This window comes from Streptomyces sp. NPDC018000, from assembly GCF_044328025.1.
Classification (GTDB): domain Bacteria; phylum Actinomycetota; class Actinomycetes; order Streptomycetales; family Streptomycetaceae; genus Streptomyces.
The window spans coordinates 79,458-103,732 of record NZ_JBIRGM010000001.1 but is presented as its reverse complement, the minus strand read 5'-3'; the positions used below and the strand labels follow the sequence as shown (position 1 = coordinate 103,732).

The window sequence follows — 24,275 nt, the reverse complement described above, 5'->3', positions numbered from 1 at the left end:
ATCAGACCGCCCTCATCAGCAGGGTCGCGGCGATGACGATCGCCGTACCGCCGAACATCGAGACCGCGTAGGAGCGGGCGTAGCCGTTCTGCAGCTTGCGCAGCCGGCCGGAGAGCCCGCCCATCGAGGCGGCCGTGCCGTTGACGACGCCGTCGACCAGGGTGTGGTCGACGTACACCAGGGAGCGGGTGAGGTGCTCGCCGCCGCGGACCAGGACCACATGGTTGAAGTCGTCCTGGAGGAGATCGCGGCGGGCGGCCCGGGTGAGCAGCGAGCCGCGCGGGGCGACGACCGGAACCGGCCCCCGTCCGTACATCGCCCAGGCGATGGCGACGCCGATGACGAGGACCACCATGGTGGCCGCCGTGACGGTCGCGGCGCTGACCGGGGCGTGGCCGTGGCTGTGTTCGGTGACCGGCTCCAGCCAGTTCAGGAAGCGGTCACCGAAGGAGAAGAGGAACCCGGCGAAGACCGAACCGAACGCCAGGACGATCATGGGGATGGTCATCGACTTCGGGGACTCGTGCGGATGCGGCTCGCGCCCGTCCGCGTCGGGCTGCCAGCGCTTCTCCCCGAAGAACGTCAGCAGCATCACGCGCGTCATGTAGAACGCGGTGATCCCGGCGCCCAGCAGGGCCACCGAGCCGAGGATCCAGCCCTCGGTGCCGCCCTTGGCGAAGGCCGCCTCGATGATCTTGTCCTTGGAGAAGAAGCCGGACAGACCGGGGAAGCCGATGATCGCCAGATAGCCGAGGCCGAAGGTGATGAAGGTGACCGGCATGTACGTCCTGAGGCCGCCGAACTTCCGCATGTCGACCTCGTCGTTCATGCCGTGCATGACCGAACCGGCGCCGAGGAAGAGCCCGGCCTTGAAGAAGCCGTGCGTCACCAGGTGCATGATCGCGAAGACGTAGCCGATCGGGCCGAGCCCGGCGGCCAGGATCATGTAGCCGATCTGCGACATCGTCGACCCCGCGAGGGCCTTCTTGATGTCGTCCTTCGCACAACCGACGATCGCACCGAAGAGCAGCGTGACCGCACCGACGACCACGACGGCCAGCTGTGCGTCCGGCGCGGCGTTGAAGATCGCGCCGGACCGGACGATGAGGTAGACACCCGCGGTCACCATGGTCGCGGCGTGGATGAGGGCCGAGACCGGGGTCGGGCCCTCCATCGCGTCACCGAGCCAGGACTGCAACGGCACCTGGGCCGACTTGCCGCAGGCCGCGAGCAGCAGCATCAGGCCGATCGCCGTCAGCTTGCCCTCGCTTGTCTCCCCGGTCGCCCCCAGGACGGGACCGAAGGCGAAGGTGCCGAACGTGGTGAACATCAGCATGATCGCGATCGACAGCCCCATGTCGCCGACCCGGTTGACCAGGAATGCCTTCTTGGCGGCCGTGGCCGCGCTGGGCTTGTGCTGCCAGAAGCCGATCAGCAGGTACGACGCCAGACCGACGCCCTCCCACCCGACGTACAGCAGCAGGTAGTTGTCGGCGAGGACCAGGATCAGCATTGCCGCGAGGAACAGGTTCAGATAGCCGAAGAATCGGCGCCGGCGCTCGTCGTGCTCCATGTAGCCGATCGAGTAGATGTGGATCAGCGTGCCCACACCGGTGATCAGCAGCACGAACGTCATCGACAACTGGTCGAGCTGGAAGGCCACATCGGCCTGGAAACGCTCGACCGGAATCCAGCTGAACAGCTTCTGGTGCAGCGCCCGGTCCTCCGCGCTCTTCCCCAGCATGTCGAGGAAGAGCACGACACCGATGACGAACGACACGGCGGCGAGCAGGGTGCCGACCCAGTGTCCGGCGCGGTCCAGCCGTCGGCCGCCGCAGAGCAGGACCGCAGCTCCGAGCAGAGGCGCTGCGACGAGCAGCGCAATAAGGTTCTCCACGATTCAACGTCCCCTTACAGCTTCATCAGGCTGGCGTCGTCGACCGAGGCCGAGTGGCGGGAACGGAACACCGACACGATGATCGCGAGCCCGACCACGACCTCGGCGGCGGCGACAACCATCGTGAAGAACGCGATGATCTGCCCGTCGAGATTGCCGTGCATCCGCGAGAAGGTCACGAACGCGAGGTTGCAGGCGTTGAGCATCAGCTCCACGCACATGAACACCACGATCGCGTTCCGCCGGATCAGCACCCCGGCCGCACCGATGGTGAACAACAAGGCGGCGAGATAGAGGTAGTTGACCGGATTCACTTGGCGACCTCCTCGTCTTCGTTGTCACGGCCGAGCCGCTTCTCGGAGCGCTGCTCCAGCGCCTTGAGCTGGTCCAGGGACTCCTTCGACACATCGCGGATCTGTCCGCGGCTGCGCAGCGTCTGCATGACGGTGAGCCCGGACGGTGTGCCGTCCGGCAGCAGACCCGGGATGTCGACGGCGTTGTGCCGGGCGTAGACACCGGGGGCGGGCAGCGGCGGCACCTGCTTGCTGCGCACGCGCTGCTCGGACATCTCCCGCTGGGTCCTGGCCCGTTCGGTGCGCTCCCGGTGGGTGAGCACCATCGCGCCGACCGTCGCCGTGATCAGCAGGGCGCCGGTGATCTCGAAGGCGAAGACGTACTTGGTGAAGATGAGGCTGGCCAGTCCCTCGACGTTCCCGCCGTGCTCGGCGTTGGCGGCGCCGAGCCCGTTGAAGGTCTTCAGCGAGGCGTTGCCGATGCCCGCGATCATCAGGATGCCGAAGCCGAGCCCGCAGCCCGCGGCCAGCCAGCGCTGGCCCTTGAGCGTCTCCTTCAGCGAGTCGGCCGCCGTGACCCCGACGAGCATGACCACGAAGAGGAACAGCATCATGATCGCGCCGGTGTAGACGACGATCTGGACGACGCCCAGGAAGTAGGCACCGTTGACGAGGTAGAAGACCGCCAAAACGATCATGGTCCCGGCGAGGCTCAGCGCACTGTGCACGGCCTTTTTCATCAGTACGGTGGACAGCGCGCCGATCACGGCGACGGTGCCCAGCACCCAGAACTGGAAGGCCTCACCGGTCGAGGTCTGGGAGGCCGCTGCGGCCAGGCCGGTCATGCGTCCACCTCCTGTGCCGAGCCGCATCCGTGCCCGTTGTCCTGCTTGGACTCGCCCTTGGAGACCGCGGCCTGGCGCTCCGTACCGGGCGCGGCCTCGGTGACCAGCCCCCGGTAGTAGTCCTGCTCGTCCATCCCGGGGTAGATCGCGTGCGGGGTGTCGACCATGCCCTCCTGCAGGCCCGCGAGCAGCTCGTCCTTGGTGTAGATGAGGCTCTCGCGGCTGGTGTTGGCGAGCTCGAACTCATTGGTCATCGTCAGCGCCCGGGTCGGGCATGCCTCGATGCACAGTCCGCAGAGAATGCAGCGCGCGTAGTTGATCTGGTAGACGCGGCCGTAGCGCTCGCCCGGGGAGTAGCGCTCCTCGTCGGTGTTGTCCGCGCCCTCCACATAGATCGCGTCCGCCGGACAGGCCCAGGCGCACAGCTCGCAGCCGACGCACTTCTCCAGACCGTCCGGGTGACGGTTGAGCTGATGCCGGCCGTGGAAGCGCGGCGCCGTCACCTTCTGCGTTTCCGGATACTGCTCGGTCAGCCGCTTCTTGAACATGGCCTTGAAGGTCACGCCGAAGCCGGCGACAGGGTTCTGGAACTTCTCGCCCGAGGGCTCTGATGACTCAGACACCGTCAGCCTCCTTTCCGTCACTCGAATTTCCGTCACTCTCAGTGTCCGACCCGCCACTGACAACGAGCTTCCGCTCGTTCCGCGGCCTGCGGCGCGGCACCGGCGGCAGGGTCTGCCCAGGCAGCGGCGGCACCGGGAATCCGCCCGCCATCGGGTCGAACCCCGGCTCCGGTCCCGCGGGCGCCTCGGCGGCCCGGCCCCTCTTGTCGCGGAAGATGTCGGCGGCGAAGGAGATCAGCAGGATCGCGATCACGGCCCCGGCCACGTACAGCACGATCTTCGAGAAGTCGTACCCCTCGTTGCGCATCGCCCGCACCGTCGCGACCAGCATCAGCCAGACCACGGAGACCGGGATCAGGACCTTCCAGCCGAGCTTCATCAGCTGGTCGTAGCGGACCCGGGGCAGCGTGCCGCGCAGCCAGATGAAGAAGAACAGCAGCAGCTGGACCTTGATGACGAACCAGAGCATCGGCCACCAGCCGTGGTTCGCGCCCTCCCAGAAGGTGCTGATCGGCCACGGGGCCCGCCAGCCGCCCAGGAACAGGGTCGTGGAGACCGCGGCAACGGTGACCATGTTGACGTACTCGGCGAGCATGAACATCGCGAACTTGATCGACGAGTACTCGGTGTTGAAACCGCCGACCAGGTCGCCCTCGGACTCCGGCATGTCGAACGGGGCCCGGTTGGTCTCGCCGACCATCGTGACGATGTAGATGACGAAGGAGACCGGCAGCAGGATGATGAACCAGCGGTCCTGCTGCGCCTCCACGATCTTCGAGGTCGACATCGACCCGGAGTAGAGGAAGACCGAGGCGAACGCGGCGCCCATCGCAATCTCGTAACTGATCATCTGCGCGCACGAGCGCAGACCGCCGAGGAGCGGGTACGTCGATCCGGACGACCAGCCCGCCAGCACGATGCCGTAGATCCCGACCGAGGCGACCGCGAGGATGTAGAGCATCGCGATCGGCAGGTCGGTGAGCTGCATCGCCGTACGGTGCCCGAAGATCGAGACCTCGTTTCCGGACGGGCCGAACGGGATGACCGCGATCGCCATGAACGCCGGTACGGCGGCGACGATCGGCGCGAGCACGTACACGACCTTGTCGGCGCGCTTGACGACGACGTCTTCCTTCAGCATCAGCTTGATGCCGTCGGCGAGCGACTGGAGCATGCCCCAGGGGCCGTGCCGGTTGGGGCCGATGCGCAGCTGCATCCAGGCGACGACCTTGCGCTCCCAGACGATGGAGAAGAGCACGGTCACCATCAGGAACGCGAAGCAGAACACCGCCTTGATGACGATGAGCCACCACGGGTCGGTGCCGAACATCGACAGATCCTCGGCGGCGAGTACGGCACTGTGCGGTGCCGCGGCCAGTTGAGCGAAGACAGTCACGCCCCCACCTCCGGTGTGATGTCGGGAGTGCCCGGTGCGGCGGGGCCGATCCGGACCAGACCGCCGGGCCGGGCACCGGTGTCGGCCGGGACGCCCCGCCCGACGGAGTTCAGCGGCACCCAGACCACCCGGTCCGGCATGTCGGTGACCTTCAGCGGGAGTTCGACGCTGCCCGCCGGGCCGGTGACGGCCAGCAGGTCGCCGTCCTTCACGCCCGTATCGGCCGCGGTGACGGCGGAGAGCCGGGCGACCGAGGCGTGCCGGGTGCCGGCCAGGGCGTCGTCGCCCTCCTGGAGCCGGCCCAGGTCGAGCAGCATCCGGTGGCCCGCGAGGACCGCCTCGCCGTCGCCGGGCCTGGGCAGCGGCAGCGCCGGCTCGTTCGGGTCGGTGGCATGCGTACCGGTCCAGCCGCCGAGCCGGTCCAGCTCACGGCGTACGGACTTCAGATCCGGCAGCGCGAAGCGACTGGGTTCATCAGCGCCTTCGGCATGAGCGATCGCGTCGGCCAGCATGTGCAGCACCCGGGCATCGGTCGGCGCGAGCGTCCGCGTCATCTGCTCGGGCTTCAGCGCCGCCTCGAACATCCGGGCCCTGCCCTCCCAGTTGAGGAAGGTGCCGGCCTTCTCGGCCACCGCGGCGACCGGGAAGACCACATCGGCCCGCTCGGTCACCTCGCTGGGCCGCAGCTCCAGCGAGACCAGGAAGCCGACCCGGTCCAGAGCCTCCAGGGCCCGTGCCGGGTCCGGCAGATCCACGGTCCCCACCCCGGCGACGACCAGTGCGCCCAGTTCGCCGGTGGCCGCCGCCTCCACGATCTGACCGGTGTCGCGGCCGAAGCGGGACGGGAGTTCGGCGACGCCCCAGACGGCCGCCACCTCGTCCCTGGCCCTCGGGTCGGTCGCCGGACGGCCGCCGGGCAGCAGCGACCCAAGCGCGCCCGCCTCCACCGCACCGCGCTCGCCGGCCCGCCGCGGGATCCACACCAGCGTGGCCCCGGTCGCGGTGGCGGTCCGTACCGCGGCGGTCAGAGCGCCCGGCACCGCGGCCAGTCGCTCACCGACCACGATCACGGCTCCCTCGGCGCGCAGCGCCTCGGCCGCCGCGGCTCCGTCGCCGTCGAGTCCGACGCCGCCCGCGATCGCGTCCAGCCACTCGGTCTCGGTGCCGGGGGCGGCGGGAAGCAGCGTGCCGCCCGCCTTCGTGAGGCCACGCGTGGCGTGCGAGGCGACGGCGAACGTGCGCTGTCCGTGCTTGCGGTTCGCCTTGCGCAGCCGCAGGAAGACGCCGGGCGCCTCCTCCTCCGACTCGAACCCGGCCAGCAGCACCGCCGGGGCCTTCTCCAGCGAGGTGTACGTGATCCCGCTGCCGTCCAGGTCACGGCCGCGCCCGGCCACGCGGGCAGCCAGGAAGTCGGCCTCCTCGCCGCTGTGCACCCGGGCCCGGAAGTCGATGTCGTTCGTGTCCAGCGCGACCCGGGCGAACTTGCTGTACGCGTAGGCGTCCTCGACGGTCAGCCGGCCGCCCGTGAGGACACCCGTCCTGCCGTGCGCGGCCGAGAGACCGGCAGCCGCGGCGGCCAGCGCCTCGGGCCAGCTCGCCGGTTCCAGGACACCGTCCGCGTTGCGCACCATCGGAGTGGTGAGCCGGTCCCGTTGCTGCGCGTAACGGAAACCGAAGCGGCCCTTGTCGCAGAGCCACTCCTCGTTGACCTCGGGGTCGTTGGCGGCGAGCCGCCGCATGACCTTGCCGCGCCGGTGGTCGGTACGGGTCGCGCAGCCGCCCGCGCAGTGCTCGCACACCGACGGCGACGACACCAGGTCGAAGGGCCGGGAGCGGAACCGGTACGCCGCCGAGGTCAGCGCCCCGACCGGGCAGATCTGGATGGTGTTCCCGGAGAAGTACGACTCGAACGGGTCGCCCTCGCCGGTACCGACCTGCTGGAGTGCACCGCGCTCCAGCAGCTCGATCATCGGGTCGCCCGCCACCTGGTTGGAGAACCGGGTGCAGCGTGCGCAGAGCACACACCGCTCGCGGTCCAGCAGCACCTGGGTGGAGATCGGGACGGGCTTCTCGAACGTGCGCTTCTTGCCGTCGAAACGGGAGTCGGCGCCGCCGTGCGACATCGCCTGGTTCTGCAGCGGGCATTCACCGCCCTTGTCGCAGACCGGGCAGTCCAGCGGGTGGTTGATGAGCAGCAGCTCCATCACACCCTTCTGCGCCTTCTCGGCGACGGGCGAGGTGAGCTGCGATTTCACCACCATGCCGTCGGTGCAGGTGATGGTGCAGGACGCCATCGGCTTGCGCTGGCCCTCGACCTCGACGATGCACTGGCGGCAGGCGCCGGCCGGGTCGAGGAGCGGGTGGTCGCAGAAGCGCGGGATCTCGATGCCGAGGAGTTCGGCGGCCCGGATGACCAGGGTGCCCTTGGGCACGCTGATCTCGATGCCGTCGATCGTCAGCGTGACAAGGTCCTCGGGCGGAAGGGCCGCCTCGCCGCCCCCGGAGGGCGCACTCGTGGTGACTGTCATGCGTTCACCCCCTGGTGAGCGTTCTTGTCGTCGGCCCAGGCGGTCGACCTGGCGGGATCGAAGGGGCAGCCCCTGCCCGTGATGTGCTGCTCGTACTCCTCTCGGAAGTACTTCAGCGAGGAGAAGATCGGCGAGGCGGCGCCGTCGCCGAGGGCGCAGAAGGACTTGCCGTTGATGTTGTCGGCGATGTCGTTCAGCTTGTCGAGATCGCCCATCTGCCCCTTGCCCGCCTCGATGTCACGGAGCAACTGGACCAGCCAGTAGGTGCCTTCACGGCACGGCGTGCACTTGCCGCAGGACTCGTGGGCATAGAACTCGGTCCAGCGGGTGACGGCCCGTACGACGCAGGTCGTCTCGTCGAAGCACTGGAGCGCCTTGGTGCCGAGCATGGAACCGGCGGCGCCGACACCCTCGTAGTCGAGCGGCACATCGAGGTGCTCGTCGGTGAACATCGGGGTCGAGGAGCCGCCGGGGGTCCAGAACTTCAGCCGGTGCCCTGCGCGCATGCCGCCGCTCATGTCGAGCAGCTGGCGCAGCGTGATGCCGAGCGGGGCCTCGTACTGGCCGGGGCTCGCGACATGCCCGCTGAGCGAATACAGCGTGAAGCCCGGGGACTTCTCGCTGCCCATGGACTTGAACCACTCCTTGCCCCGGTTCAGGATCGCGGGAACCGACGCGATGGACTCGACGTTGTTCACCACAGTGGGGCAGGCGTACAGACCGGCGACCGCGGGGAAGGGGGGTCGCAGCCGGGGCTGGCCGCGTCGCCCTTCGAGCGAGTCGAGCAGTGCGGTCTCCTCACCACAGATGTAAGCGCCCGCTCCCGCGTGCACGGTGAGTTCCAGGTCGAGCCCCGAGCCCAGGATGTCCGTCCCGAGGAAGCCCGCCTCGTACGCCTCGCGCACGGCCTCGTGCAACCGCCGCAGTACGGGGACGACTTCACCACGCAGATAGATGAACGCATGCGAGGAACGGATCGCGTAGCAGGCAATCACGATGCCCTCGATGAGGGAGTGCGGATTGGCGAAGAGGAGCGGGATGTCCTTGCAGGTCCCGGGCTCCGACTCGTCGGCGTTGACCACCAGATAGTGCGGTTTGCCATCACCCTGCGGGATGAACTGCCACTTCATCCCGGTGGGGAAGCCCGCGCCGCCGCGGCCGCGCAGACCGGAGTCCTTGACGTATGCGATGAGCTCGTCGGGCGACATGGCGAGGGCCTTGCGCAGCCCCTCGTATCCCTCGTGACGCCGGTAGGTCTCCAGGGTCCAGGATTCCGGCTCGTCCCAGAAGGCGGACAGGACGGGGGCGAGCAGCTTCTCGGGGCTGCCACCGTTCCCGTTCTCGTTGATCTCGGCTGCCAACGTCATCACTCACCCTCCTCAGCGACGGGACCGGCCGGGTGGGCCGGGTCGGAAGCCGAGGTCTGCTGCGAGATGTCCGGCGTCCCGGAGGGACTCGTTGAGGGGCGGTGGTCGGGTGACGGGTGGGCGTGCGAGCCGAGGTGCTCGGACGGCGACGGGTCGTGGGCCCGGCCGCTGCGGGCCGCCTCGCCGCGCGGGGAGACGACCCGTGGGGGCGGTTCCTCGCCCTTGGCGAGCCGGAGGCCGATCAGCGAGGCGGGGCCCGCGCCGCCGGACGCCTCGACGGCGCCGGGGCGCTCGTCGGGGAAGCCGGCCAGGATCCGGGACGTCTCCTTGTACGAGCACAGGGGCGCGCCGCGGGTGGGTTCGACGGTGCGCCCGGCGATCAGGTCGTCGACCAGACGCGTCGCGCTCTCGGGTGTCTGGTTGTCGAAGAATTCCCAGTTGACCATCACCACGGGAGCGAAGTCGCAGGCCGCGTTGCACTCGATGTGCTCGAGGGTGACCTTGCCGTCCTTGGTGGTCTCGTCGTTGCCTACGCCGAGGTGTTCCTTCAGCCGGTCGAGGATCGCGTCGCCGCCCATCACCGCGCACAGGGTGTTGGTACAGACCCCGACCTGGTAGTCGCCGCCGGGCTTGCGCCGGTACATCGTGTAGAAGGTGGCGACCGCGGTGACCTCCGCGGTGGTGAGGCCAAGCAGCTCGGCGCAGAACGCCATGCCCGTACGGGAGACGTACCCCTCCTCCGACTGCACCAGGTGCAGCAGCGGAAGCAGTGCGGAGCGGCTGTCGGGGTAGCGGGCGATCACCTCCTTCGCGTCCGCTTCGAGCCTGGCGCGCACCTCGGCCGGGTAGGCGGGGGCGGGGAGCTGCGGCATCCCCAGACTGACTTCCTGACGTGTTTCGGTCACCGGTCGACGCCTCCCATCACGGGGTCGATGGACGCGACGGCGACGATGACGTCGGCGACCTGGCCGCCCTCGCACATCGCCGCCATGGCCTGCAGATTGGTGAAGGACGGGTCGCGGAAGTGGACCCGGTAGGGGCGGGTGCCGCCGTCCGAGACGACATGGACGCCGAGCTCGCCCTTGGGCGACTCGACCGCGGTGTACGTCTGCCCGGCCGGGACGCGGAAGCCCTCGGTCACCAGCTTGAAGTGATGGATCAGGGCCTCCATGGAGGTGCCCATGATCTTCTTGATGTGGTCGAGCGAATTGCCGAGCCCGTCCGGACCGAGTGCGAGCTGCGCCGGCCAGGCGATCTTCTTGTCGGCGACCATCACCGGTCCGGGAGCGAGCCGGTCGATGCACTGCTCGACAATCCTGAGCGACTGGCGCATCTCCTCCAGGCGGATGAGGAAGCGGCCGTAGGCGTCGCAGCTGTCGGCGGTGGGAACGTCGAACTCGTACGTCTCGTATCCGCAGTACGGGTCCGTCTTGCGCAGGTCGTGCGGGAGTCCGGCGGAGCGCAGCATCGGGCCGGTGACGCCGAGTGCCATGCAGCCGGTCAGGTCGAGATAGCCGACATCCTGCATGCGGGCCTTGAAGATCGGGTTGCCGGTGGCGAGCTTGTCGTACTCCGGCAGGTTCTTCTTCATGGTCTTCACGAACTCGCGGAGCTGGTCGATCGCGCCGGGCGGCAGGTCCTGGGCGAGTCCGCCGGGCCGGATGAACGCGTGGTTCATCCGCAGGCCGGTGATCAGCTCGAAGAGATCGAGAACGAGTTCACGATCGCGGAAGCCGTAGATCATGATCGTGGTGGCGCCGAGCTCCATGCCGCCGGTGGCGATGCACACCAGATGCGAGGAGATCCGGTTGAGCTCCATCAGGAGCACGCGCAGTACGCGGGCCCGGTCGGGGATCTGGTCCTCGATGCCGAGGAGCTTCTCGACGCCCAGGCAGTACGCCGCCTCGTTGAAGAACGGCGTCAGATAATCCATGCGCGTCACGAAGGTGGTGCCCTGGGTCCAGTTCCGGAATTCGAGGTTCTTCTCGATGCCGGTGTGGAGGTAGCCGATGCCGCAGCGGGCCTCGGTGACGGTCTCGCCGTCGATCTCCAGGATCAGCCGCAGCACCCCGTGCGTGGACGGGTGCTGGGGGCCCATGTTGACGATGATGCGCTCGTCGTCGGACTTGACCGCGGACTCGACGACCTCGTCCCAGTCGCCGCCGGTGACTGTATATACAGTCCCCTCGGTCGTGGCGCGAGGCGTTGCATGGGGAGTAGTCATCAGGAGTACGACCTCCGCTGGTCCGGAGCCGGGATCTGGGCGCCCTTGTACTCGACGGCGATGCCGCCGAGCGGATAGTCCTTGCGCTGCGGGAAGCCCTGCCAGTCGTCCGGCATCATGATCCGGGTGAGGGCGGGGTGCCCGTCGAAGATGAGCCCGAAGAAGTCGTAGGTCTCGCGCTCGTGCCAGTCGTTGGTCGGGTAGACCTCGACGAGGGACGGGATGTGCGGATCGCTGTCCGGGGCCGACACCTCCAGGCGGATCAGCCGGCCGTGGGTGATCGAGCGCAGGTGGTAGACGGCGTGCAGCTCCCGGCCCTTGTCACCGAGGAAGTGGACGCCGCTCACCCCCGTACAGAGCTCGAAGCGCAGCGCCGGGTCGTCGCGCAGGGTCCGGGCGACCCGGACGAGGTGTTCGCGGGCGATGTGGAAGGTGAGCTCGCCGCGGTCGACGACGGTCTTCTCGATGGCGTTGGCGGGAAGCAGGTCCTGTTCCTCCAGGGCCCCTTCGAGCTCGTCGGCCACTTCGTCGAACCAGCCGCCGTACGGTCGGGACGTGGCGCCCGGCAGCGTGACCGTGCGGACGAGGCCGCCGTAGCCGGAGGTGTCGCCGCCGTTGTTGGCGCCGAACATGCCCTTGCGTACGCCGATGACCTCGCCGGTCTCGTCGCGCGGCGCGGGCACGCCGTTGTTGTTCTGCTCGTCGTGCTTCTGGTTCTCACTCACCGCAGGAGCCCCTTCATCTCGATCAGGGGCAGTGCCTTGAGCGCCGCGTCCTCCGCCTCGCGGGCGGCCTCCTCCGCGTTGACCCCGAGCTTGGAGCTCTGGATCTTCTGGTGGAGCTTGAGGATCGCGTCCATCAGCATCTCGGGCCGCGGCGGGCAGCCCGGCAAATAGATATCGACCGGAACAATATGATCAACACCCTGAACAATGGCGTAATTATTGAACATTCCGCCCGATGATGCGCAAACCCCCATGGAGATAACCCACTTGGGATTCGGCATCTGGTCGTAGACCTGCCGCAGGACGGGCGCCATCTTCTGGCTGACCCGCCCTGCCACGATCATCAGATCCGCCTGCCGCGGCGATCCGCGGAAGACCTCCATACCGAAACGGGCCAGGTCGTAGCGCCCGGCCCCGGTCGTCATCATCTCGATGGCGCAGCAGGCGAGGCCGAAGGTGGCGGGGAAGACGGAGGACTTCCGCACCCAGCCGGCGGCCTGTTCGACAGTGGTCAGCATGAAGCCGCTGGGCAGCTTCTCTTCGAGTCCCATGGTGTGCCCCTCAGCCCCTCAGTCCCATTCCAGGCCGCCGCGGCGCCATACATACGCGTAGGCGACGAAGACAGTGAGCACGAAGAGCAGCATCTCCACGAGCCCGAAGATCCCCAGGGCGTCGAAGGTGACCGCCCAGGGATAGAGGAAGACGATCTCGATGTCGAAGACGATGAAGAGCATCGCCGTCAGGTAGTACTTGATAGGGAAACGGCCGCCTCCGGCTGGAGTGGGGGTGGGTTCGATACCGCACTCGTACGCTTCGAGCTTTGCCCGGTTGTACCGCTTTGGGCCGATAAGCGTGGCCATGACCACGGAGAAGATCGCAAACCCTGCCCCGAGGGCGCCGAGCACGAGGATGGGCGCGTAGGCATTCACGCTCCTCGCTCCTTCCAGTCGTCCTTGACCGTTGGACCGCATCGGGCGATTCGGCTCACCACCCCACCAAGATCGTGTACATGTGAGGCAGTTCACAAGCCCGACTGCCCCGCATCCTATGCCCGCCATCCTGTGATCTGCGACACGGGGTACTACACCGAGTTTGTGATCTCTGCCACCAGGCGAATGATCATGAAGCCGGATGAGGGCTGACCTTCACACGCAAAGAGGTCGCATGATCACGAGCCGTGACATCTGATGCTGTTGTCGCTGGTCAAAGCAGCTTTCCACTAACAATCAGACGCCTCTGCACGCAAATTCGCAATGGACGTGAATGCGTGATAAGGGGATCCACCCCATTCCGGACTCACCCGCGCGAGGGGCCCTCGTCGAGCGAAGTGGACACGTACTCGCAACCGCGATCTTCCGGGCGAAAGACCGACCCGCCGGCGATCCACCCCGGCCTCGCGAGCCTCACACCCGAGTACACCCGCGCGCCCGTCGCACGGGGGCCATAATGTGACCTGCGTCACACTGTCGAGGCTCCAGCAAAAGCGGGCTTGGCCATCAGTGCAAGCGGATGGTAAGCGACGGGCAATTCGGGCGAATTGCCGAAAGCCCGTGATCACAGCGGTGGTCATGCATGCCCGGTTTGTCCGTTACGGCGTCAATAAGGGCCGCCAGGAAGCGGATTCACAGATTCCGGACGTAACTGTGTCGCAACACACGTTTCTTGATGGGAGCCCCGCGGCCCTGATAGCGCTAGTACCTATGTCCCACACCGCTCACATACCCAGCCACCGGAAGCCCCGCCGAAACGCGCCGACGTCGGCGCTGCGGGCCGGAGTTGCCGGTGGCGTCCTCAGCACCATCGCGGTCGCAGGCGCTGCCGGTCCGGCCCTGGCCGCCGAGCCGGTGACCCAGACCATCGAGATGCCCACCATCACCGCCGGGCTCTCCACCGCCGTCGCCGAGTCCGCTCAGGCCACGCAGCAGGTCGCCCAGGACCTGCAGACGCAGGCCCAGGAGGACGCCGCAGCCGCCACCGCGGCCAAGGCCGCCAAGAAGGCCAAGGCCGAGGCGGTCCGCAAGGAAGAGGCCAAGAAGAAGGCGGAGGCGGCAGCCAAGGCCAAGGCGGAGGCCGCCGAGCGCGCTTCCCGCACCGAGGCCCGTACGGCGCTCAGCACGACGTCCGGCTCCGCCAGCACCGTGGCCACGACGTCGGCCTCGACGTCCTCGTCGTCCTCCTCCTCTTCCTCGTCGAGCGCGACCGGCTCCGTCGCATCCGTCATCGCCTTCGTGAAGGCCCAGGTCGGCGACGCGTACGTGTCCGGCGGCACCGGCCCCAACTCGTGGGACTGCTCCGGCCTCGTCCAGGCGGCCTTCCGCTCGGTCGGCGTCGACCTGCCGCGCGTCTCGCAGGCCCAGTCCACCGCGGGCACCCAGGTCTCCCTGAGCAACCTCCAGCCGGGCGACATCCTGTACTGGGGCGGCGCGGGCAGCGCGTACCACGTCGGGGTCTACGTGGGCGGCGGCGAGTTCGTCGGTGCGCAGAACTCCAGCACCGGTGTGGTGCAGCGTCCGCTGTCCTACGACCCGCCGTCGGGCGCGGTCCGCGTTCTCTGATTCGGCGCAACCTCTGGGTTCACAGATTCACAAGCGCATGCGAAGACGGCGAAGGCCGTCGCTCCCCCGCTCGGGAGCGACGGCCTTCGCCGTTCCCTGCGGTGGTCTTCCGAGGACATCGTGTAAATCCGGCACTCAGGCAGCCATGGCTGCCCACATCCGTCGGCTGTCCGCGATCGGCTCGTAGACGACTGGCGGTTGAGGTCCACTCAGCATCAACGCCCCGACGCTGGTGCAGTCGTGGTCAAGCGCGAGTTCGGCGCCCGGTTCGGCCGTGAGGCGGGCGCCTTGGCCAATTAGATGCCCTCGGGAAGCGGCAGCGGTAGCCGGCCCCAGTACCTCCGGGTTCACCGAGGCCCGGGGCCAGTCAGCCGGTCAGCGATCGCGCGTCAGGAGGCGAGTCCGGTGATCTTCTGGACGGTCGCTTGGGTATCACACCAGACCGTCGAAGTCCCTCCCTGCTCCACTCGGTTTCCGTAGTGGATGTAGGTGCCGTAGCCCACCTTGTAGCAGACGGCTTTCGCCACGAACGCACCGCCGGTGCACCGGATGGACCCGCCCTCGTTCTGGCTGGTCGAGAAGTACTGCGGGGTCCCACACGTCAGCGCCGACGCAGTCGCGGGCGCGGGCGCGGGTGTGGCTTCGGCAACCCCACCGATGCCGAGGCCCATGGCCATCGTGAGTGCCGTGGCCGTGGCAGTGCTTCGAAGTGTCAGCTTCAACGGATTTCCTCTCCGCGAGGGGTTATGCCCAAGCCGATGTGGTCAGCCAAGTACGAGTGGCGTTGCCCTTGAGCCCGGTGGCTCAGTTGCCGGCTGGGGCGGGGAGCCCTCATCGTGCCGTCGGCCCGATGGATCGGCTTGTGGGCGCGTGCACAGTGGCTTGTGATCCCGTGCGGATTGTTGAAGACGGGCTGCCTCCGCGCGGTACTCACCCGGGCTCATTCCGTATGCGGCCTTGAAAGCCCGGCTGAACTCGGCTGGTAAGAGCAGCCCCCAGCGGGCTGCAAGAGCGGCAATCGGCTGTTCACGCATTCCGGGGTCAGCGAGGTCGGCGCGGCAGCGCTCCAGGCGCAGGCGTCGGATCGTCGCTGCGACCGTGGCCGGTTCCTGCTGGAACAGGGAGTGGAGGGACCGGAGCGAAATGTGGTGGTGGGCGGCGATGGCCGCCGGCCGGAGTTCGGGGTCGCCGAGATGATGGTTGATGAAGGTGTTGATCTGGGCACGCAGCACTGTGGTGCGGGCCTCCGGCGGCACGAGTTCTGCCTTGTCGAGCCGGTCGGCGACGAAGCAGGCGACGAGGTCGGCGGTGATGGTGCCCAGGCGGTGAACTTCTGCCGGCCCGAGCCCGGAGGCATGTGCGACCAGGGTGTCCACGTGCTGGCGCAGCAGGGAACCGCTCACCCCGTCAGGGGCGAGCCGCCGTGCGAGGAGACGGTCGGCCTGCGCGGACGGCAGGGACAAGGCGCTCCTTGGGACACGGAGCACAGTCACCTCGGCCATGACATCCTCACCCCGCACGTCGGCTTCCAGGGGGTGGGACGTGCCGAAGAGGACCATGTCGTCCGTGCCGATGAATGCATCGTTGCGGAGTTGAGTGACCCCCATGCCCCCGCGGCGTATCCACCCCAGCTGGTAGCTCTCGGGGTCGAGGTGGCGTATATGCCGTGCCGTCCGCGCTGCCTGCAACGGAGGAAACGTGAAGTGCGCGACCTGTACCACGCCGAGCCGGAGTGCTGACACCTCGGAACGGAAGTCCGCGGTGTACGGGGTGGAGAGCGTGATGGGGAAGATGTACTGCCGGACCTGATCGGAGTACCACGCGAAACGGTCCACTGCCTGCACGGCCTTGCTTGACATGGTGATGAGTGGCCCGTGGCCGCCGGCACGCTTCTGGTCGAGGGCCCGGCCGGAAGGCTTCTTGGGATTCGCCTTAGACACGCACTTATCGTGGGGAATGCTCAAGAGAGCCGGACAGCACGTTTCCAGTCAATACGGTGTGGGATCCGGGGCGCCGACGTGTGGCGCGTCGTCGATGTCGACGGCGATCGCCGTTCCGTCGGTGCCGATGCCGATGAGCGCTGCCGAGGCGGGCGGTACCTCCAACTGCTCAGGCAGGCCGACCCCCTGGCAGGGGCGGGCTGCGGCCCGCCCCGTCGCCGACTCCGAAAGCCCCGGGGCGTCAGTCGAAGCAGCCGGTCTTCGCCCCGTCCGTCTCGGAGCCGACCTCTATCTCGAATCCGGAGCCCGAGTCGAACTCCGGCCCGGCCTCGTAGTCGTGCTCGATCTTCAGCTGGCGGGCGTTGGTGAACTGCACGGTCAGCAGGAGGGCGTCGCCGTCCCCGCCTTTGGTGAAGCACAGTCCCGCCGTTGTTTCGGGAGTGCTCAGGCCTGGAGGTGCGGACTGCAGGCGCCAGCCGTCCGCCTTGGCGGTGGTGCGGTAGAAGTCCACGACCTTCTGTCGGGAGCCAGGGAAGGCATAGATGCGTTCGGCGTACAGCCAGGCGTCGCCGCTGTCGTCGAGGCAGCCCGAGTGCACCGAGGCCAGGTCCTTCGGGACGGTCGCCCCCTCCGGAACGGATTCCAGGATCGACTGGGAGCGCAGTTCCTTCACGCGTGTCGCCGTGTCGTCACATGTGTTGAACGGGGAGAGCGCGGAGCAGCCGGTCAGACCGACGGCAAGCAGGGCGGTGGCCAGGAGCAGTGCGCCGGGCAGGGCGAGCGGCCGGGTGGGGTGCGTCCGGGGCGGCATGGGGTCTCCCGAGGGTCGTGGGTGGGCGGGCTTCACAGTCTGGTAGGGGTAGCAGCGAGAAGAGGGGGTACAACGGTGCCGGCTCAACCTGTCACGGGACGCGAGCGTCCCGTGACAGGCCCGGGATCAACTGGCCAGGTACCCGTGGCTGTAGAGCCAGTTGCCAGCGGAGTACAGGTACTGGAACAGGCAGCCGCGGCTGTTGTAGTAGCGCGCATCCTCCTCGTACTTCTTGCGCCAGGCCGAGACGCGGCCGTCCAGGCCGAATTGGTTGACCGGGTCGGCGTTGGCGTAGTCGTAGGCGTTGGCGCTGCCGCCCCGGACCGGGTCGAAGGACAGGAAGCGTCCGGCGGCCGGGTCGTACAGGCGGGCGTCCATGAGCTTCAGACCGGCGACGGTCTCCGACGAGCGCTGGTGCGAGCCGAGCCAGTTTTGACATGCTCCTCGGGCTGAAGCCCGAGGATTCTGGCCGTCCCTACCTGTCGCCGCACCGCTACGCGGCACGATTGATGGGTGCCGCACGCGGGACACGTCCACTCCCGCACATCCAGGGGTTTGGGTCCGTCCCGGTGGCCGCAGGTGGAGCAGATCTGGCTGGTGGGCTCGAACCGGTCGATCTTCACGAACGTCCGCCCGAACCGTGCCGATCGCGGCATCGGGTGCCGGCCCCTCCCAGCGCTCCCGGTCCGTGTCAGGACCGGTCTCGACGACGAAGGACGCGAAGTACCGGCCCGCCGTCGGGCGCGGTCCGCGTTCTCTGATTCGGCGCAACCTCTGGGTTCACAGATTCACAAGCGCATGCGAAGACGGCGAAGGCCGTCGCTCCCCCGCTCGGGAGCGACGGCCTTCGCCGTTCCCTGCGGCGGTCTTCCGAGGACGTCATTCGACGAGGGTGAACCAGACGGATTTCGCGTCCGGCCCGTGCGGCCCGCCGCTGATCGTCGATCCCCAGCGGGCGCCGACGGCGTCCACGAGGACGAGCCCGCGCCCGTGTTCACCCTTGTCCGGGTGCACGGCGTTCCGGGGACCGGGCGGAGAGCCGGAATCGTCGTCCGTCACATACACGGTCACCTGCCTGCGGTTGACCGTGACGTCCACCCGGATCAGCGGCGAGCGCGTGTGGCAGTGCGCGTTGGTGACGATCTCGCTCACGCAGAGGCGTGCGTCGTCCGCGAGGGCAGGGTGTTCGGTGACGTACAGCAGTGTCCCGATGAAGTCGCGTACAAGTCTGGGCGCGGTGGGGGTGTTCGGCGCGACGAGGCGGTAGCGCTCGCCGCGCTGGGGGAGGCAGGGGGCGGGTGCTGGAGGAGCGGTTACTGGGGTCATGGCGCGATCTCCCTGCGTGATGCGGTCTCCGGGGCGTTGCGCGGTGGGCGTGGTCCGTGGCATCGGCCGGTCCCGTCAAACAATCAACTTGCTTGTGAGGGGCTGCACTTCGAACGGTGACGCCTCGGAACGTCAACCCAGTGGGACCATAGGGGGCAAGAAAGCGCCGTAGCAAGGTTGCCCCTGACACTTCACGCGATCGGGTGGACCGGAACGGCCGCACCACGCAAGACTGCGCCGAAGCGAAGGATGGTGACATGCCACCGAGGGACAACCCAACCGCACGCCAGGCACGCCTTGGCTGCGAGCTGAGGAAGCTGCGCGAGCAGGCCGGCCGGACCGCTCGCGAGGCAGCCGGACTCATCTCGACCGATCAGGCGAAGATCAGCCACATGGAAGCGGGCCGCATCGGCATCAGCGAGGAGCGGATCCGCCGCCTGGCCAGCTTCTACGCCTGTGACGACGCCGCATTGATCGAGGCGTTGTGCGCCATATCGCGGGAGCATCGGGGCCAGTTCTGGTGGGACGAGTACCGAGGCGTACTCGCACCGGGTTTCCTGAACATCGCGGAGCTGGAACACCACGCGAGTCATATGCGCTGCCTCCAGTCCGTGACGCTGCCAGGGCTGATCCAGACGCCGCAGTACGCGCGGGCGCTGTTCGAGGGAGTGCTGCCCAAACTGCCCGAGGACGAGGTGGAGGCGAGGGTCGAGCACCGCATGCGCAGGCAGGCCGTACTCGACCGCGTGAAGCCACCGAAGTTCGACGTCATCGTCCACGAGGCCGGTCTCCGCATGCGGGTCGGCGGCCGCGAGGTCGCGCGCGGCCAACTGGTGCGCCTCCTGGAGGCAGCCGAGAGGCCGGACGTGTCCGTGCGTGTGATCCCCTTCGCCAGCGAAAAGTTCGTCGAAGTGACGCAGACCGTGCTGTACGCGGGCGGGGTCGCGCCCCAGCTGGACACCGTCCACATCGACGCCCCGTTCGGAGGCGTTCACCTGGACGCGGTGGCCGATCTGAACCGGTATCGCATGCAACTCGACTTCGCCCAAAGGGTCAGCCTCGCCCCCGAGGAGTCGCGGAGCTTCATTCACCACATCGCGCGAGACCTGTGATAATCCGCAGCATGAACGCAGACATCGAGTGGCAGAAGTCGTCGTTCTCCGGTGGCGGCGGAGAACAGTGCGTCGAGGTGGCACGGCACGCCGAGGAGATCCTGGTGCGCGAGAGCGATGACCCGCGCGTGGTGACCAGGACGAGCCGCAGCAAGTTTGCCGCGTTCATCCAGGGCATCAAGGCAGGCGAATTCGACCACTTCGTTCAGTAGCGCCTTCCGGCCTTCCTCAGGAGAGCCTCCGCCCGGTCCGGGCGGAGGCTCTCCTGCTTCGGCGCAACAATGCCCCGGGGCATTGTTGCGCCGCATACTCCCGTGACGCTACCGTCACTACACGTCGCGAGGGCGGCGGAGCGTCGTTCCTTGCCGCGCCGCACGACGCACAACTCCCCCTGCCCGCATCCAACTTGGCGTGCGCACTCCACAACGCTGCGATCGGAAGGTCGACGATGCGTACCCCCTCCTCTCCGTTACGGCCGGTCGTCGAGCGCGGCTACCGGTTCGAGGCCCTCCGCTACGGCCCCGCCACCGGCTTCGTCCCCGAGCCGATCGTCCTGCGCATCGTGGACACGCCCCAAGAGGCCATCCGCGCCATCCGGATCCAGCTCCGGGCGAACCATGTCTTCGGCCTCACACCGCGCGAGCTCACCCGCGCCCTCCACTGGTCCGACCAGGGCGGCTGGGTGCAGGCCCTGGCGGCGCTCCATCGCGGCGAACCCTGCGGGTTCACGCTCATGCTGCATGGTGGTCGGCACGTCGAGTGGCACGTCCGCCCGCTGACGTACGTATCGCTCGGCGCCCACCCCTGTCCGGGCCCCGCGCCGCTCCCCACCGCACAGAAATCCCTGTGAGCTGGACGCCGACCACCGGGACAGCTGACGGCCCCGACTGCGGCGCGGAATGACGGGTGGCGGCAGCCGCTCAGGCCTTGGGGGCCACCTTCGATTCACCGAGCCAGACGATTCATTCCGAAGTGATCGTGATGAGGCTTATCGATGCCCCCAGGGGCCAGTCGATGGCTCCGGGGCGTCCTGGTCTGCTTGTATGCGGCCATGAGCACTGATCTCCCAGTCGGCTACGGCATATCCGCTGACGCGGCCCGTCTTGACCGTGCAGCCATCCACCAGTGGCTTTCCGAAGATTCGTACTGGGCCCTGGGCCGGTCCCGGGAGAAACAGGACGCAGCCATGGCCAACTCACTGAACTTCGGGGTGTACGAGAGTGCCACCGGCATTCAGGTCGGTTACGCCCGCGTGGTCACCGACAAGGCCACGTTCGCGTGGCTGTGCGACGTCTACATCGCTCGCGGCAGCCGGGGGAAAGGCCTGGGGAACGCCCTGGTCACTGCTGTCTGCGAGCATCTCGCGCCCTATGGACTGCGCCGCGTACTGCTGGCCACCGCGGACGCGCACGCGATCTATGCCAAGGTGGGCTTCGCGTCACTGGAGAAGCCGGAGAAGTGGATGACACTCGGCGAACAGTAGGAACCGTCACCGGTTCTGCCCGTCTGGTACCCCTCACCGTGCAGGCGGTCCGGCGCTGCAGACAGGGCGTCCAAGATCGTTCTGCGACGAATGATCTGGACGCCCTGCTCACCGCGCTGACGTCCTCGCACCAGTTCTGCCGGGAAGGGGTCCCAGTAGTTCTTGCGGAAAAAACAACGCTAACTGAGTCGCAGGTCAGTGTTCTGTCCGGGGAGGTCGGCGACGGCCGACGCGGGACGGCCGGGCAGCGGAGCGTCTCAGAAGGTGCCTCTCCGGTTGACCGAAGAGGCACCGCCACCCCATGTCGGGCCACGGACAAACACCCGCCAGGGCTGGTCATAAGCAGCCGGACTGGCTTCTGGCTAGAACGCCGTTGAGGACTCGCACGCCGAATCGGAGATGAGGTATGTCTTCCCGCCGGTGTAGTACTTTCCGCTCACTATGGTGCACCACCTCTGATTCCCGGACCGGTTCGGTGCGGCTGCAGTGTCGGAGATATGCGGCGCTGGGATCACGCCGGTCTCCGTGTCCCCCTCGAAGGCGCCGTCAGCCGTAATCGTCACCGTGATCTCTACGTCGGCCCACGGCGAGCAATAGGCATGGCCTGTCGCATAGACAGTGCCGTTCTTGTAGAACGGCGTGGCGGCCTGGGCATAGCAGGTGGTGGCCGCCGCGCTTGAGGTGCCCGCGTACGCGACACCAGGAGTGACTAAACCAGTGACAGCCGCGGCACACAGTAGTCCTGCGGCTACTTTTTTCCTCATGGGTTCCTCCTATGAGAGTCGGGAAGAGACTGCACGCCAGGTGGCATGGCTGGCTTAGGGCGCTTTTCTGCCAGTGCACATGAGGCAGAGTCCGAGCCATTGGGTGGGATGCATTCGCCCGCCGACCGCATGACGCGGGCGTTCTTGGGCCTGTTGGACCCAACAGGCCCAACCAGCTGGGGCGTCAGCGCGGGCTTCGTTCGATCACCGAAGTTCGTGGTCTGGCAACAAGTCAGCGGGCTCCAGGTGGGGCGAACAGCAGGACAGCGAGCCGGGACTCGGCGTCCGTACGGCTGTCAGTCGGCGGCCCGCCGCCGCACCATCAGCTTCCTTGCTGGTGTAATCAGCAAGGAATCGTGGAACCGCCGCCGCGCAGGTAGATGTTGGCAACCCAGCCTTGCTTCGTTGACTCCGTACGCAGGTACGTAAACCCATCGGCCGAGCACCAGTAGTCGGCCTTGCTGGTCACGCCGGCGGTGTTGAGGATCTTGCATTCCCACGCCGGACCGTTGCGAAGGTTCACGTCCTGCTTGAAGAACTGCTCGTATGGGCGGTAGTCACGGTTGGTCGGAGTGACACCACAGACGGCGGCGGCCTCCGGGGCCTGCAGGCTGGATGCCGATGCCGGCGAAGCCATCGCGAAGACTGCCGCAGTCACAGCCACGGCCGCTCCGAGTCTCTTGGACAGACGCAAGATCTTCCTCCTTCGTAGTCATGCTCAGCAGACTCTGCGCACACACCGTGGCCGATCAGCCTTGTGAGGAACCTTGAGGAAACCTTGAATCCGGCTCCGGAACTGGGGGAATCTCGCAGACCGGCTCGACACGCAGTGCCACGAGACTCGGCCTTTCCCTCCGGCACACAGCCAGACCGTCCGCGATTCGCGGACAAGACCCGTCCTTCGCCGACCTCGATGCGCTGGATGCCGCGCTCGGAGAACTGCGTGCGGCTGGGTGGCCGGCCCCGGAAGACCCGGGCGGCAGTGACGACGAGGAATTGTCAGAGCGCTTGTACGTCGCGTGACGGCAAAGGTTCGCCCGCCGCGGCGTCGCGGTCGGCGAACCTTTGCCGTCACTCACCTTGCATGATCAAGCTTTTGGGGCCACCTTCGACAGACCGTTGATGATCCGGTCCATCGCGTCGCCGCCCGTGGGGTCGGTCAGGTTGGCGAGCATCTTCAGCGTGAACTTCATCAGCAGCGGGTGGGTCAGACCGCGCTGGGTGGCGACCTTCATGACCTTCGGGTTGCCGATCAGCTTCACGAAGGCGCGGCCCATCGTGTAGTAGCCGCCGTAGGTCTCCTTGAGCACCTTCGGGTAATTGGTCAGGGCCCGTTCACGCTGGAGCGGGGTCGCGCGGGCATGGGCCTGGACGATGACGTCCGCGGCGATCTGGCCCGACTCCATGGCGTACGCGATGCCTTCGCCGTTGAACGGGTTGACCATGCCGCCCGCGTCACCGACGAGCAGCAGGCCCTTGGTGTAGTGCGGCTGGCGGTTGAAGGCCATGGGGAGGGCGGCGCCGCGGATCGGCTGCGTCATGTTCTCCGGCGTGTAGCCCCAGTCCTCCGGCATGGACGCGCACCATGCCTTGAGGACCTCGCGCCAGTCCAACTCCTTGAAGGCGGATGAGGAGTTGAGGATGCCGAGGCCGACGTTGGACGTGCCGTCGCCCATGCCGAAGATCCAGCCGTAGCCGGGCAGGAGCCGGTCCTGGGGGCCGCGCCGGTCCCACAGCTCCAGCCAGGACTCCAGGTAGTCGTCGTCGTGGCGGGGCGAGGTGAAGTACGTACGCACGGCCACGCCCATCGGGCGGTCCTCGCGGCGGTGCAGACCCATCGCGAGCGACAGCCGGGTGGAGTTGCCGTCGGCGGCGACGACGAGCGGGGCGTGGAAGGTGACCGGGGTCTTCTCCTCGCCGAGCTTGGCGTTGACGCCGGTGATGCGGCCGGTGCGGTCGTCGATGATCGGGGCACCGACATTGCAGCGCTCGTACAGCCGCGCACCGGCCTTCTGCGCCTGGCGGGCCAGCTGCTCGTCGAAGTCGTCGCGCTTGCGGACCAGCCCGTAGTCCGGGTACGAGGCCAGATCCGGCCAGTCCAGCTGGAGGCGGACGCCGCCGCCGATGATGCGCAGACCCTTGTTGCGCAGCCAGCCGGCCTCTTCGGAGATGTCGATGCCCATGGAGACGAGCTGCTTGGTGGCGCGCGGGGTGAGGCCGTCGCCGCAGACCTTCTCCCGGGGGAAGGCCGTCTTCTCCAGGAGCAGGACGTCCAGTCCGGCCTTGGCGAGGTAGTACGCGGTCGTGGAGCCGGCCGGGCCTGCCCCGACGACGATCACATCCGCGCTGTGTTCGGAGAGGGGCTCGGTCACGGTCGGATCTCCCG

General features: G+C 67.7%; 25 protein-coding genes and 1 pseudogene. 5 read left to right on the top strand and 21 right to left on the bottom strand.

Features of this window, described 5'->3' with window-relative positions:
* Window position 1 precedes the first annotated feature (1 nt).
* From nuoL to ACH4EW_RS00470, 12 genes are read right to left on the bottom strand one after another with little or no spacing between them, the layout of a single operon-like run.
* On the bottom strand, window positions 2-1,897 hold the full coding sequence (nuoL, locus tag ACH4EW_RS00525) for an NADH-quinone oxidoreductase subunit L (RefSeq protein ID WP_398249678.1): 1,896 nt from the start codon (window positions 1,895-1,897) through the stop codon (window positions 2-4).
* Window positions 1,898-1,911: 14 nt separating this feature from the next.
* Window positions 1,912-2,211, bottom strand: a complete 300-nt coding sequence (gene nuoK / locus ACH4EW_RS00520; protein ID WP_093543641.1) for an NADH-quinone oxidoreductase subunit NuoK — start codon at window positions 2,209-2,211, stop codon at window positions 1,912-1,914.
* A complete protein-coding gene (locus tag ACH4EW_RS00515; RefSeq protein ID WP_398249676.1) occupies window positions 2,208-3,035 on the bottom strand; it encodes an NADH-quinone oxidoreductase subunit J in 828 nt (275 codons plus the stop codon). Before ACH4EW_RS00515 ends, nuoK begins: the two co-directional genes overlap by 4 nt.
* Window positions 3,032-3,658 (bottom strand): NADH-quinone oxidoreductase subunit NuoI, encoded by a 627-nt coding sequence (nuoI, locus tag ACH4EW_RS00510; RefSeq protein WP_398249674.1) that lies wholly within the window; start codon window positions 3,656-3,658, stop codon window positions 3,032-3,034. Before nuoI ends, ACH4EW_RS00515 begins: the two co-directional genes overlap by 4 nt.
* A complete protein-coding gene (gene nuoH, locus ACH4EW_RS00505) occupies window positions 3,651-5,054 on the bottom strand; it encodes an NADH-quinone oxidoreductase subunit NuoH (protein WP_398249672.1) in 1,404 nt (467 codons plus the stop codon). The genes nuoI and nuoH overlap by 8 nt, the downstream gene beginning before the upstream one ends.
* Window positions 5,051-7,582, bottom strand: a complete 2,532-nt coding sequence (locus tag ACH4EW_RS00500) for an NADH-quinone oxidoreductase subunit G (protein WP_398249670.1) — start codon at window positions 7,580-7,582, stop codon at window positions 5,051-5,053. The genes nuoH and ACH4EW_RS00500 overlap by 4 nt, the downstream gene beginning before the upstream one ends.
* Complete coding sequence (gene nuoF / locus ACH4EW_RS00495) at window positions 7,579-8,952, bottom strand: NADH-quinone oxidoreductase subunit NuoF (RefSeq protein ID WP_398249668.1); 1,374 nt, start codon at window positions 8,950-8,952, stop codon at window positions 7,579-7,581. Before nuoF ends, ACH4EW_RS00500 begins: the two co-directional genes overlap by 4 nt.
* Window positions 8,949-9,821 carry an NADH-quinone oxidoreductase subunit NuoE gene (nuoE, locus tag ACH4EW_RS00490; protein WP_398251188.1) on the bottom strand — a complete coding sequence of 291 codons (873 nt, stop codon included), beginning with the start codon at window positions 9,819-9,821 and terminating at the stop codon, window positions 8,949-8,951. The genes nuoF and nuoE overlap by 4 nt, the downstream gene beginning before the upstream one ends.
* Before the next feature lie 29 nt (window positions 9,822-9,850).
* Entirely contained in the window at window positions 9,851-11,173 is a 1,323-nt protein-coding gene (locus tag ACH4EW_RS00485; protein WP_398249666.1) for an NADH-quinone oxidoreductase subunit D, read from the bottom strand.
* Entirely contained in the window at window positions 11,173-11,898 is a 726-nt protein-coding gene (locus ACH4EW_RS00480) for an NADH-quinone oxidoreductase subunit C (protein ID WP_398249664.1), read from the bottom strand. The genes ACH4EW_RS00485 and ACH4EW_RS00480 overlap by 1 nt, the downstream gene beginning before the upstream one ends.
* Window positions 11,895-12,449 (bottom strand): NuoB/complex I 20 kDa subunit family protein, encoded by a 555-nt coding sequence (locus tag ACH4EW_RS00475; protein ID WP_398249662.1) that lies wholly within the window; start codon window positions 12,447-12,449, stop codon window positions 11,895-11,897. Before ACH4EW_RS00475 ends, ACH4EW_RS00480 begins: the two co-directional genes overlap by 4 nt.
* An 18-nt stretch (window positions 12,450-12,467) precedes the next feature.
* Entirely contained in the window at window positions 12,468-12,827 is a 360-nt protein-coding gene (locus ACH4EW_RS00470) for an NADH-quinone oxidoreductase subunit A (RefSeq protein WP_003992243.1), read from the bottom strand.
* 771 nt (window positions 12,828-13,598) lie between these two features.
* On the opposite strand from ACH4EW_RS00470, the gene ACH4EW_RS00465 reads away from it, so the two are divergent.
* Entirely contained in the window at window positions 13,599-14,453 is an 855-nt protein-coding gene (locus ACH4EW_RS00465) for a C40 family peptidase (protein WP_398249660.1), read from the top strand.
* 389 nt (window positions 14,454-14,842) lie between these two features.
* On the opposite strand, the gene ACH4EW_RS00460 is transcribed toward ACH4EW_RS00465, so the two are convergent.
* The 6 genes and pseudogenes from ACH4EW_RS00460 to ACH4EW_RS00435 form a co-directional block, all read right to left on the bottom strand.
* Entirely contained in the window at window positions 14,843-15,175 is a 333-nt protein-coding gene (locus ACH4EW_RS00460) for a hypothetical protein (RefSeq protein WP_398249658.1), read from the bottom strand.
* 42 nt (window positions 15,176-15,217) lie between these two features.
* The gene (locus ACH4EW_RS00455) at window positions 15,218-16,393 is read right to left on the bottom strand and encodes a helix-turn-helix domain-containing protein (RefSeq protein WP_398249656.1); all 1,176 of its coding nucleotides are present in this window, start codon (window positions 16,391-16,393) and stop codon (window positions 15,218-15,220) included.
* Between the two features lie 241 nt (window positions 16,394-16,634).
* Window positions 16,635-17,204: a hypothetical protein gene (locus ACH4EW_RS00450; RefSeq protein WP_398249654.1), complete on the bottom strand. Its 570-nt coding sequence runs from the start codon at window positions 17,202-17,204 to the stop codon at window positions 16,635-16,637.
* A gap of 126 nt (window positions 17,205-17,330) precedes the next feature.
* Window positions 17,331-17,582 (bottom strand): RHS repeat-associated core domain-containing protein, encoded by a 252-nt coding sequence (locus ACH4EW_RS00445; protein WP_398249652.1) that lies wholly within the window; start codon window positions 17,580-17,582, stop codon window positions 17,331-17,333.
* 134 nt (window positions 17,583-17,716) lie between these two features.
* Window positions 17,717-17,854, bottom strand: a pseudogene (locus ACH4EW_RS00440) (zinc ribbon domain-containing protein); the annotation flags it as partial.
* Window positions 17,855-18,083: 229 nt separating this feature from the next.
* Window positions 18,084-18,530 (bottom strand): ATP-binding protein, encoded by a 447-nt coding sequence (locus tag ACH4EW_RS00435; protein WP_398249650.1) that lies wholly within the window; start codon window positions 18,528-18,530, stop codon window positions 18,084-18,086.
* A gap of 257 nt (window positions 18,531-18,787) precedes the next feature.
* On the opposite strand from ACH4EW_RS00435, the gene ACH4EW_RS00430 reads away from it, so the two are divergent.
* The 4 genes from ACH4EW_RS00430 to ACH4EW_RS00415 all read left to right on the top strand — a co-directional run bounded on the left by ACH4EW_RS00430 (window position 18,788) and on the right by ACH4EW_RS00415 (window position 21,125).
* Entirely contained in the window at window positions 18,788-19,642 is an 855-nt protein-coding gene (locus tag ACH4EW_RS00430) for a helix-turn-helix domain-containing protein (RefSeq protein WP_398249648.1), read from the top strand.
* A gap of 11 nt (window positions 19,643-19,653) precedes the next feature.
* Window positions 19,654-19,854: a DUF397 domain-containing protein gene (locus ACH4EW_RS00425; protein WP_398249646.1), complete on the top strand. Its 201-nt coding sequence runs from the start codon at window positions 19,654-19,656 to the stop codon at window positions 19,852-19,854.
* 236 nt (window positions 19,855-20,090) lie between these two features.
* Window positions 20,091-20,492 (top strand): hypothetical protein, encoded by a 402-nt coding sequence (locus ACH4EW_RS00420; RefSeq protein WP_398249644.1) that lies wholly within the window; start codon window positions 20,091-20,093, stop codon window positions 20,490-20,492.
* A 201-nt stretch (window positions 20,493-20,693) separates the two neighbouring features.
* Entirely contained in the window at window positions 20,694-21,125 is a 432-nt protein-coding gene (locus ACH4EW_RS00415; protein ID WP_398249642.1) for a GNAT family N-acetyltransferase, read from the top strand.
* Window positions 21,126-21,487: 362 nt separating this feature from the next.
* On the opposite strand, the gene ACH4EW_RS00410 is transcribed toward ACH4EW_RS00415, so the two are convergent.
* From ACH4EW_RS00410 to ACH4EW_RS00400, 3 genes are all read right to left on the bottom strand, one after another.
* Window positions 21,488-21,889 (bottom strand): hypothetical protein, encoded by a 402-nt coding sequence (locus ACH4EW_RS00410; RefSeq protein WP_398249640.1) that lies wholly within the window; start codon window positions 21,887-21,889, stop codon window positions 21,488-21,490.
* Window positions 21,890-22,232: 343 nt separating this feature from the next.
* On the bottom strand, window positions 22,233-22,583 hold the full coding sequence (locus ACH4EW_RS00405) for a hypothetical protein (RefSeq protein ID WP_398249638.1): 351 nt from the start codon (window positions 22,581-22,583) through the stop codon (window positions 22,233-22,235).
* 394 nt (window positions 22,584-22,977) lie between these two features.
* Window positions 22,978-24,261 (bottom strand): geranylgeranyl reductase family protein, encoded by a 1,284-nt coding sequence (locus ACH4EW_RS00400; protein WP_398249636.1) that lies wholly within the window; start codon window positions 24,259-24,261, stop codon window positions 22,978-22,980.
* Between the last annotated feature and the right edge of the window lie 14 nt (window positions 24,262-24,275).